The sequence below is a fragment of the Sporosarcina gallistercoris genome (assembly GCF_050459885.1).
Lineage (GTDB): Bacteria > Bacillota > Bacilli > Bacillales_A > Planococcaceae > Sporosarcina > Sporosarcina gallistercoris_A.
Genome location: NZ_JBCMNO010000028.1, coordinates 1 through 10576 on the forward strand (window position 1 = coordinate 1; position 10576 = coordinate 10576).

Genomic DNA, 10576 nt, shown 5'->3' on the forward strand with positions numbered 1-10576 from the left:
GTCTCAACTGTGCGGTGCAGGCAGAACATTTTTGCTAGTAAGGCTGATGATTGATATAGGAAAAGGCCGACATTACAACTCTTATTAGAGATATTATGCCGGCCTTCAATTTCCCATCGACTTTGCTAAACAAAAAATACTGACCTAATTCAAGCTATTAACAAAAATTTAAAAAGCCCCTCGTCCAGGGAACTTCTCTCTATCTCTACGTCCTAATCGTTTAAGTAGTTTTGAAATTTTCAGCGCCAGGTAAGGTACTACTTATCAACCTCCCACACCACTTCGTCATAACGTTAAACGGGCATGTGTCAACGTCTCTTCGAAAAACTCAACAATTCTTGCGTTCATGGAAATGTGATTTTCTATCTTCTCTGTTTGGTGGCCTTCGTTTTCAAAAATGACTAATTCGACTTCTTTTTCCATTTCGAGCATTCGCTCAGTCAATTGCTCGGCTTCGCTTACTGGAACTCGTGTGTCATTTTTGCCATGGAAGACAAGTAGAGGAGATTGAATCCGCTCCAAATGATTGAATGGCGCGATTTCCTCGAAAAAGTCATCGTCCTCGCCTAATATGCCGTATTCATATTCCCTTAACTTTCTCCTCCAGGGTCCGGTATTCTCCAAGAACGTTTTGAAATGGGAAATTCCGACGATATCCACGCCAGCTGCCCAAATTTCTGGGTAATGTGTCAATGCTGCAAGAACCATGAAGCCCCCGTAACTCCGTCCCATAATCCCGACTTTGTTTCGATCAATCGACTTTTCCTGAACCAGAGCTTCCACTAGACCTGCAAGGTCCGCTACTGCGTCCATCCGTTTTCGTCCGTCATCCAATTGAATATAGTTTCGACCATACCCTGAACTTCCTCTGACGTTCGGTGCAACTACCGCATAGCCCTTGGAAGCCAAGTATTGAATGACCGGGTTGAATTCAGCTCGAATTTGACTTTCAGGACCGCCATGAACGTAAATCACTGTAGCTTTTGGATGTAGTTCCCTTGAATAATAGAAATACGGGACTACTAGCCCATCGAATGATTTAAACTTACAGACTTCCGGTTCTGTCCAGAGTTCCTCAATTTCTTCATACACTCCGAAGTGCGTTAACCGTTCTGCCTTCTGTTCTTGAATATTGTAACTCCATATATCACCGGGCATTACAGGACTTTTCACAGCAAATAACAAATGATGCTCATCTCTCCACGAAATCGAATCGATTACGCCCCTTGGGACGTTTTCCAGACAAGACACTTCATTGGTCCGCAAATTAAAACTCTTTAGTATGGACGTTCCTCCTGCATTTACATTCACGATGAGTTTGTCTTGTTCAGCAGACAGCGAAATTTCTTCGATATCCCACGCTTCATCTGCCAACAGACACTCCAATTTCCCAGGGTTTTTTACCGAGAAGCTGTGTACCGCCAATTTGTCGAGACCGACGTCGGACAAAACAAAACCGTTTTTCCCTTCTTTCGAAAAGACTGGTGATTGGTATCTCGCGGAGGTTTCTTCCTGACCTATTTTTGCCCTGACTCCGGATTCTAGGTCAATGATCCAATACGAACTGAAAATGTTCGTCTCTTGTATGGAAATCACGATCTGATTATCGTTACCATTCATCCAACAGATTGGTACGCATTTTCCATCATATTCAAAGATTCTTTTTTCCTCTTTTGTTGCGAGATTCATTACATAAATATCAAAAAAGCCACTGTTCCGCCGGTTGCTTGCGTACATAATTTTACTTTCATCTGAACTCCAGCCGCCAAAATCATGGAAATGCTCTGGTGACAGGACGATCGCTTTACTGGTCCCCACTTCGTTCAGAGCATAGAACTGCTGTTTTTCGTTTCCTTTATAGTCCATCCCTATAATGGTTTGCTTTCCGGATGGCGAATGATAGACGGACATGACCCGTTCTTCGAAATCACCTAGCACTTGAACGTCCTGACCCTTTCCACTCCAAAGATATGCTTGTGGAATACCCGTCTTTTTGCTGATAAACGTGAATTTTTTTGTACCGGGAATGACCACTGGATCGTAGCCACTCACCACATGTAAAAATAACGAGAGATTGTCTTCCATCATTACACCCCTTTTATGAAATTCATGGTATTCAATAATAGATAGCTAGGCAGAAAAGTGAAACGAGCAACGTGGAAACACCGAAATTCGCGGTCAGACGTTTTGAAAAACTTTGTAAGGAAGACTTCCATTCAATGAGTCTCAAATCATCCTCTATCAGCTTCTCTACTCTTTCAGAAGATCTTGGTTGAGGAAATACAATGTATTTCATTTTTTTGAATCCGCTCATGAACAATGTTAAAAACTTCGATTCAAAAATGAGAATGATTGCGCAGATCACTAGACTGATAATACCTAAGAGAAATGAAAAATCAGCGATGTCAAGCAACGATAAATTGCCTAAGATTCCGATTCCAAGCCAGGTGATGATTGTCGCACCCGCAATGTAAGCATTATTCTTCATTTTTTCCACCCCAGTTACTGTTAAACAACCCTTTATCAAACAAGCTTGATAAAGGGCTGTTTATAGATTATTTAGATGTCACTTCCGCCCACTTCATGTAAGGGTAACGGTTTACAAAATATGCGGCATCTTTAATATTGGACTTCATCAAGTACGTGTTTGTATAGAAATAGACTGGCATGAAAGGGAAATCTTCCATTAGAATTCCCTCTGCTTGGTGTAATAATTCATAGCGTTTCCCTGGGTCTTGTTCTGTTTTAGACTGATCCATAATCCGGTCAAATTCATCATTTACCCACCCTGTGCGGTTATTTGGACTGTCTCCTAAGTAGTAGTCCAAGTTTACGACAGGGTCTACAAATACGCCGATCCATCCCATACGAGCCATTTGGAAGTTATGTGATTTCGTCGTTTCAAGATATGTTTTCCATTCTTGGTTTGAAAGCTTAATATCGACACCAATGTTTTTCTTCAACATTTCTTGAACTGCTTCTGCGATTTTCTTATGGTTTTCATCCGTATTATAAAGAAGGGTCACTTCAGGAAGAGTCGACCAGCCTTCTTCAGCCATGCCTTCTTCAAGCAATTTCTTCGCTTTCCCAAAGTCTTCTTTGAAATAATCTCCGCCAACTTCACGGAAATCTCCTTCCGGTGTGTCTGCTCCCACTGGAACCATTCCGTATGCAGGGATTTCCCCAGCTAACGTGACGTTTTCTGACAAAACTTTACGGTCGATCGCCATACCGAACGCTTTACGAACTTTTTCGTTCGTGAACGGCTCCTTTTCAACATTGAACATATACATGTATGTGCCATAGTAAGGAACAATATCGAATTCCTCATTGCTTTCTTCAGCTGCAATGACATCCGTCGGTAACGTCATCATGAAATCGAGTTCATCCGTCTTATACATTTGGTATGATGTTGTCGCTTCGCCAACCATCTTGAATGTGATTTTGTCTAGCTTCACTTCATCTTTACCGTAGTATTCATCGTTTTTCTCAATGACGAGTTCACTGTCGTGTTCCCAAGCTGTCATTTTGAACGGTCCGTTACTAATATAACTCGTTGCATCAGCAGCCCAATTTTCATTTTCAGAAACTACTTTTTCATTGACGGGGTAGAATGTCCACATCGTCAACAATGTTTCAAAATACCCAAGTGGTGCGTTCAATGTGACTTCCAATGTTTTTTCATCTAACGCTTTTACGCCGACGTCTTCCACTTTTCCGTTTCCTTTATTATACTCTTCCGCTCCTGCAAGATAGTAAAGATAGAATGCAAATGAGCTTCCTGTCTCTGGATTCAAAACATGTTTCCATCCGAATTCGAAATCATTTGCAGTGACAGGCGTTCCATCCGACCATTTTGCATTGTCGCGGATGGTAAATGTATACGTTTTTCCATCATCGGAAATCTTTGTTTCTTCAGCTAGACCTGGCACGGTATTCCCATCTTTGTCCCGTGTGTAAAGTCCTTCGAAGATATGATCCATCACCCATCCCGATGTCGTATCTGTTGCAAGCGCCGGATCCATCGATGGGGGTTCGGTTTTGGCGTTCATGACAATTTCCTGTTTCTCTGATTTGCCTGATGCCCCGTTCGCTTCCTCACTGCCTTCTCCACTACATGCTCCGAGCAGCAATGCTGCCGATATAACAGAAAGAAGAAGCCATAATACTTTTTTCATCATTATCCCTCCAGTGTATTGAGTTTCCTATACATCTATTGCTACTAGTAAGTCATATCCCACTTTCATGAATACAAATGACACGCTGCCCAGTGGTCTTTTTCAACCTCCTTCCACTCCGGTTCCGCTACTGCACAGATCTCCATTGCATGAGCGCAGCGGGTTCTGAAACGGCAGCCACTCGGTGGATTCACCGGGCTCGGTGGATCCCCTTTCAGTACAATCCGTTCCCGCTTCGTTAAACTCGGATCAGCCACGGGAATCGCAGACATCAACGCTTGAGTATATGGATGAAGCGGATTATCAAACAATGCATCGCTGCTAGCAAGTTCCATCATCTTCCCTAAATACATGACGCCGATCCGGTCGCTGATATGCTTAACCATCCCTAAGTCATGGGCGATGAATAAATATGTTAGTTGCTCCTGTTCTTTTAAGTCTTCCAACAAGTTGATGACTTGCGCTTGGATGGACACGTCCAGCGCGGAAATCGGCTCATCTGCCACGATGAACTTCGGCTGCACAGCGAGTGCACGCGCAATCCCAATACGCTGCCGTTGTCCCCCGCTGAATTCGTGGGGATATCGTTGTGCATGCTCTGGACGAAGCCCGACTTTTTCCAGCAGGTTATAGACGATTTCCATCCGTTCTTTTCCTTTTGCTAACTTGTAGCCATCAATCCCTTCAGCGATAATTTCCCCGACCCGCATTCTTGGGTTCAGAGAGGCATGCGGGTCTTGGAAGATAATCTGCATTTCGCGGTTCACGACTCGCTGCTCTTTTTTGGTGAGTCCTGCCAACTCTCTGTCTTCGAATGTGATCGATCCTGAGGTCGGGTGATCGAGTCCGACGACCAAACGTCCTAAACTGGATTTCCCGCTTCCGCTTTCTCCTACCAAACCTAGCGTTTCCCCTTTCTGGATGAGTATTGAAATGTCATCGACCGCTTTCACGGTTTTTTTATCCGCCACGGGGAAGTATCTTTTCAACTTATCGATTTTGACTAACACTTCACTCATACAAAGTCCTCCCTAATGAAAGAATTTCATCTGCACTTGGTGATTGTTCATCATTCAACCAGCATTTCGCATGATGACTGGTACTGATTTCATAATCACCCGGCATTTCACTCGCACAAATTTCCATTGCGTATTTGCATCTTGGTGCAAAAGGACAACCTTTCGGCGGAGCAAACAAATCCGGTGGAGAACCTTCAATCGGGATCAGTCTCTCTTTCTTCTTGCTATTAAAATCAGGAATGGATTCCATCAGGCCCCACGTATAAGGATGTTTAGGATTCCTGAAGATTTCGTCGACAGTCCCGGTCTCTACGATGACACCTGCATACATGACCGCAACTCTTTCCGCCGTTTCAGCAACCACTCCCAAATCGTGGGTGATCAAAATGATCGCCGTATCCGTCTTTTCCTTCAAGTCGACCATTAGTTTCAACACTTGCGCTTGAATTGTGACGTCAAGTGCTGTTGTTGGCTCATCCGCAATAAGTAATTCCGGCTTGCACGCCAATGCGATCGCAATCATCGCACGCTGACGCATTCCTCCACTGAATTCGTGCGGATATTGATCATAGCGCTGTTCAGGATTCGGGATTCCAACTAATTTGATCATATTCGTCGCTTGTGCTTTTGCATCTTGTTTACTGATATTGTGATGGATTCTTAAGCCTTCCGCGATTTGTGATCCAATTTTCATCGTCGGGTTCAAGGAAGTCATCGGGTCTTGGAAGATCATACTAATTTTAGAGCCTTTTAACTTCCGTAATTGGCTTTTTTTCAGCTTCAGCAAATTTTGACCTTTATAATAGATAGCACCGTTTTTGATTTTCGTTACATTCTTTGGCAGCAATCCCATGATGGTTTGTACGGTGACACTCTTACCGCTGCCGCTCTCACCGACAATTGCAAGAATCTCACTTTTGTTGATGTGAAAAGACACATCGCGCACGGCTTTGACTTCTCCACCATATGTAGTGAAATTCACTTCCAAATTTTTCACTTCTAGTAATTGTTCCATATAAACACCTCTTATTTTCTATCCTTCGGGTCTAACGCATCTTGAATGCCGTCTCCGAAGACGTTGAATGCGAACATAGTCAGTGAGATTAGAAATCCTGGGAAGAATAGTCTCCACCATTGACCGCTCAAGACAACCCCCAGCGCGTCATTGGCCATTGTTCCCCAGCTTGCAAACGGTGCTTGAACGCCTAGCCCTAAAAAGCTTAAAAAAGATTCAGCAAAAATTGCCGTCGGTATGGTGAATGTCAAATTGACGATAATAATGCCCATCGTATTCGGTAATAAATGCTTGGTAATGATTTTCGTGTGCGACGTCCCTAATTTCTCGGCGGCCTGTACGTACTCCTGTGATTTCAACTGCAGGATTTGTCCCCGGATGATACGGGCCATTCCTACCCATCCTGTAATTGACAACGCGATGATGATCGCTGTGATTCCTGGATCCATGATCACCATCAGTAAAATGACGATCAACAAGTAAGGAATTCCGTAAAGCACTTCAACGAAGCGCATCAAAATCCCATCGATTCGGTCGCCTTTCTTTCCACGACCCGCCATATAGCCGGATACACCGCCAACAATCACTCCGACGATCAGGTCAATTAATGCGGCGACAATCCCGATTACGAGAGAAACCCGTGCCCCGTACCACGATCTGACCCACATATCCCGTCCCAAGTTATCCGTACCGAACCAATGGTCTTTAGATGGTGGCAAGTTGGTTCTCGTCAAATCTTGTGCGGAAGGGGAATAAGGGACCATCGATGGCCCGAATAACGCCAGAAACACAATTGCAGCCAGTAAAAAGAAACCTAATAAGGCAAGCTTATTTTTCACGATACTTAGCAATGTGTCTTTCCAAACACTCATACTCGGTCGTTGGATTTCGTCCATTCCTTTTTTACTAGGATGCAACGGAGTAAATAAGGTGTTTTCCTTTTGTTTGACAACCATATTATCCCTCCTTGCTCGTGAGACTGATTCTTGGATCAATAAGCCTATACGAGATATCAATCAAAAATAGCGTCACGACCAAAATGACACTGAAGAAAATTGTCGTCCCCATAATCACCGGGTAGTCACGATTAAAGATGCTGTCTACGAAATAACGCCCGATACCAGGAATCGCAAATATTTTTTCAATGACGAATGTTCCGGTAATTAGTGATGCAAACAGCGGCCCTATGAATGAAACAACCGGAAGAATTGCATTCCGTATCCCGTGTTTAATGACGATTCCTGGTGTACTTAATCCTTTTGCGTCTGCAGTTTTAATATAATTCGCGTTCATCACTTCTATCATGCTCGATCTCATGAATCGGGCGACAACTGCCAAAGGCATGGACGCCAGAGCAAGCGACGGCAACACGGTATGCATCCAAGTCCCCCAAGTGGCAACCGGGAATAGTTTCATATCCACGGAAAGGACTTTGATCAGCAATGGCGCTAATATAAAACTCGGAATCGAAATCCCGATAATAGCGATGATCATTGCGACATAGTCAACCATTCGATTATGATAAAGTGCTGCTACGATTCCAAGAAGCAATCCGAAAAAGAGAGAGATTACCAGGGCTTGCACACCCAGCAGAGCGGACGGGGGAAAACCGGATAGAATAATATCGTTTACCGACCGTGTTCGCGACTGTATGGAAGGTCCCAAATCCAGTGAAGCTAAATCTTTCAAATACAGCACATACTGGACAGCCACTGGTTTGTCGAGGTTATATTTTGCTCTCATGTTATCTAATACTTCCTGTGGTAAAACATCGGCATCCGAAGCAAATGGGTCACCCGGTATGAACTTCATCATGACAAATGTTAAGGTTACGATTACCCAAATCGTTAAAATCATTGTGATAATCCGCTTGAATATGTACATTTCTCCATCTCTCCCCTCTTTAGGTTACACGACTAGTTCAGTTTACTTGGTACGAACTTTTCGATACTTCCAATTGAATCATCGTATCCAATTCCGTGATTTCATTATGTTCAAATAAGTCGAGAACCAGTTCTGTGATTTCTTCTTGATTGGCCGCAGCCACTTGAACTAAAATCGGATATTCGCCAGTGGTTATGGTGATATATCGAATGCTTTGAATTTTATCCAAGTATCCAATTACGGAGCGTAAGCACCCCGGAGTCACTTTCACTTGAATAATGGCACCTTCCTTTAAACCTATCGTAATCGGGTTAATGCGTCCGACGATTTCCAATATCCCGCTATCAATCAAATTCGCATAACGAAGTCTAATCGTCTTCTCCGTGACTTCTATCTTTTTCGCCAACTCCCTGAATGACATACGGCCATCCTCTGAAAGCAGCTTAATGATGCGCGTATCCAATTCATCCATCTGTTTCACCGGAACCACCCACTTTCGGTAACTAATTTTAGAAATTGGTAATTATACTGCAGTCATTTTAAGTAATTGAGTCAAATTGCGATTACTTTTCAAGGAATTGGGACGTTTAAAGATACCTTACGAGTCATTATAAGGAGTGGTGTGTCAGAATGCAATACAATTTTCTAAATATTTTTAATGATACATTCAATTTGTAATTGGGAGAAGATTCATAGTCAGTTCCCAAAGACAAAAAAGCCTGGAAGCATTGCTATGCTGCAATACTCCCAGACTTTTTTTAATGAACGGCACAGCGTAATTCGCTGTCTACAAATTCTTTCACCGTTGAAATGAACTTCTCATGCTCATCTTTCATGGCGGCATGACTACTTTCTTCAAAGATGACCAACTTACTGTTCGGAATTTTTTCGTTCAGTTCAATAGATCCTTCTACAGGAGTGATCCAATCATGTCTGCCTGCAACAATTAGTGTCGGCACGTGAATCGATGGCAAAAAGTCAGTAACATCATACTCACGAAGAAAGCCGCCAAAACCTTCATTCAACGCTTCAAAAGAACGATTCGCCCTTTGCTCCGCATCATTCCTGGCTAACGCGGCTTCAGGCGTATCTTTGTAACTATATGAATAGAGCGGTGCCATCACTTTATAATACTCGCTTTGCTGTTCGTTCGATTGGAAAGCACCATCCCATAACACTTGCGCCATTTCTTGTTGTTCCGGTGTCCCTTTAGCTTTCACAATTGCTTTTGCACGTCCCATGAATTCATGGCTCGGTGCCGTGACAACAAGCAGCAACGATTGCAAGTTTTCTTGGTATTTCCTCGCATACTCCAAAGCAACCATTCCGCCGTATGATTGTCCCATAAGGACAATTTGTTCCAAGCCTAAATACTTTCGCAGTTCTTCTATATCCTCCACATTATTTTTCAGTGTATACGTAGTTTGAGGACCTTTTTCCGACTTACCACTTCCCCGATAATCGATATAGACGAGTTGCATGTCGTCTGCTAGTGGACTGAGCCAGGGTTTAAAACCTGTATGATCTCCTCCCGGCCCGCCGTGGAGTATAAAACAAACAGGCTTCTCTCGCATAATCGGTCCATCAGGTACAAATCCCGCCCCTTCCACATCAAAAAATAATTTAACACCATTCACATGAGCGTACATAACAAAACCTCCAATTGTAGTGTTTGTTTAGTCAGTTTTTGTTATATATATTGTTTTCCAAAAACTTAGTCAATTGTAACATTGTTATAATTTGATAGCTAGTGATGGATTGCTTAGTTTTAGGGGGTTAGGGTTGTATTTCCACATTACTTAATGGATGCGGCATCCGGCCGTCTATGTGGCAGCCTAGTAGCAGATTGAACAACTGGATCTCTGAACCCTGGACAAGCTGGTCTGGTTCCGTTCCATAATCAAGAGGACTCTTAATTATCTACCACCCATTGAGCATCGGTTAGGAACCTTATAAATACTGTCCTATTTAGTGTTGACAATCCATTTTTCACTAAAGAAAGTGTTAAGTCTAATTTGACGAAAACTGTTGAATTCAATTTGACGAATACAGCGCAACGTAATGGTGCATTAATTGATGCTTTGGATTCTGACACCAAACGTATTCATGGGGTTAGCTAACCTTGAATTGTTAGATTAGTTTCTAAGTTGTGTAGGATCCAGTACCTATTGTCAAAACATATAAAAACATCTCCCAGCATGGTGTATTGCTGGGAGATTAGTACTCGCTTACTGCTCTTAAACTATCAGACTAGTATTTGCATTGTGTAGTGCACAAGCATAGGATTTTTTTTATTACACAAGCCTATTTGACGCTTAATTTTACCTATCACTTACATAAAAAGCAAAATTCATCTATTCTTCTCGCGTAAATTGTTAAATTAGTGTCTGAGTTGTAAGGTCCAGGTACCTATTGTAATCTGAAACAATTCAGAATAGTATTTGAATTGTGTGTTGCCAGGTAGTCGACCCCCTTAAAAT

At 42.8% G+C, this 10576-nt stretch carries 9 protein-coding genes; all 9 read right to left on the reverse strand.

Annotated elements, in window-relative coordinates; translation table 11 throughout:
* Positions 1-285 precede the first annotated feature (285 nt).
* The gene (locus tag ABE021_RS15160) at positions 286-2085 is read right to left on the reverse strand and encodes a S9 family peptidase (protein ID WP_430289829.1); all 1800 of its coding nucleotides are present in this window, start codon (positions 2083-2085) and stop codon (positions 286-288) included.
* A gap of 31 nt (positions 2086-2116) precedes the next feature.
* On the reverse strand, positions 2117-2488 hold the full coding sequence (locus ABE021_RS15165) for a DUF3899 domain-containing protein (protein ID WP_430289830.1): 372 nt from the start codon (positions 2486-2488) through the stop codon (positions 2117-2119).
* 67 nt (positions 2489-2555) lie between these two features.
* Positions 2556-4178, reverse strand: coding sequence for a peptide ABC transporter substrate-binding protein (locus ABE021_RS15170; RefSeq protein WP_430289831.1), 1623 nt, complete (start codon positions 4176-4178; stop codon positions 2556-2558).
* A 65-nt stretch (positions 4179-4243) separates the two neighbouring features.
* A complete protein-coding gene (locus ABE021_RS15175) occupies positions 4244-5197 on the reverse strand; it encodes an ABC transporter ATP-binding protein (protein WP_430289833.1) in 954 nt (317 codons plus the stop codon).
* Positions 5190-6212, reverse strand: a complete 1023-nt coding sequence (locus tag ABE021_RS15180) for an ABC transporter ATP-binding protein (RefSeq protein WP_430289835.1) — start codon at positions 6210-6212, stop codon at positions 5190-5192. The genes ABE021_RS15175 and ABE021_RS15180 overlap by 8 nt, the downstream gene beginning before the upstream one ends.
* An 11-nt stretch (positions 6213-6223) precedes the next feature.
* Complete coding sequence (locus ABE021_RS15185) at positions 6224-7168, reverse strand: ABC transporter permease (RefSeq protein ID WP_430289836.1); 945 nt, start codon at positions 7166-7168, stop codon at positions 6224-6226.
* Position 7169: 1 nt separating this feature from the next.
* On the reverse strand, positions 7170-8096 hold the full coding sequence (locus tag ABE021_RS15190; RefSeq protein ID WP_430289837.1) for an ABC transporter permease: 927 nt from the start codon (positions 8094-8096) through the stop codon (positions 7170-7172).
* Positions 8097-8133: 37 nt separating this feature from the next.
* Positions 8134-8568 carry an Lrp/AsnC family transcriptional regulator gene (locus ABE021_RS15195; protein WP_430289839.1) on the reverse strand — a complete coding sequence of 145 codons (435 nt, stop codon included), beginning with the start codon at positions 8566-8568 and terminating at the stop codon, positions 8134-8136.
* Positions 8569-8854: 286 nt separating this feature from the next.
* The gene (locus ABE021_RS15200; RefSeq protein ID WP_430289838.1) at positions 8855-9745 is read right to left on the reverse strand and encodes an alpha/beta fold hydrolase; all 891 of its coding nucleotides are present in this window, start codon (positions 9743-9745) and stop codon (positions 8855-8857) included.
* Positions 9746-10576 lie beyond the last annotated feature (831 nt).

What these genes read in the sequence shown, in the direction of transcription:
- ABE021_RS15180 (WP_430289835.1), bottom strand. Translation starts at nt 6,212, where the DNA reads ATGGAACAATTACTAGAAGTGAAAAATTTGGAAGTGAATTTCACTACA.
- ABE021_RS15160 (WP_430289829.1), bottom strand. Translation starts at nt 2,085, where the DNA reads ATGGAAGACAATCTCTCGTTATTTTTACATGTGGTGAGTGGCTACGAT.
- ABE021_RS15165 (WP_430289830.1), bottom strand. Translation starts at nt 2,488, where the DNA reads ATGAAGAATAATGCTTACATTGCGGGTGCGACAATCATCACCTGGCTT.
- ABE021_RS15200 (WP_430289838.1), bottom strand. Translation starts at nt 9,745, where the DNA reads ATGTACGCTCATGTGAATGGTGTTAAATTATTTTTTGATGTGGAAGGG.
- ABE021_RS15190 (WP_430289837.1), bottom strand. Translation starts at nt 8,096, where the DNA reads ATGTACATATTCAAGCGGATTATCACAATGATTTTAACGATTTGGGTA.
- ABE021_RS15170 (WP_430289831.1), bottom strand. Translation starts at nt 4,178, where the DNA reads ATGAAAAAAGTATTATGGCTTCTTCTTTCTGTTATATCGGCAGCATTG.
- ABE021_RS15195 (WP_430289839.1), bottom strand. Translation starts at nt 8,568, where the DNA reads ATGGATGAATTGGATACGCGCATCATTAAGCTGCTTTCAGAGGATGGC.
- ABE021_RS15175 (WP_430289833.1), bottom strand. Translation starts at nt 5,197, where the DNA reads ATGAGTGAAGTGTTAGTCAAAATCGATAAGTTGAAAAGATACTTCCCC.
- ABE021_RS15185 (WP_430289836.1), bottom strand. Translation starts at nt 7,168, where the DNA reads ATGGTTGTCAAACAAAAGGAAAACACCTTATTTACTCCGTTGCATCCT.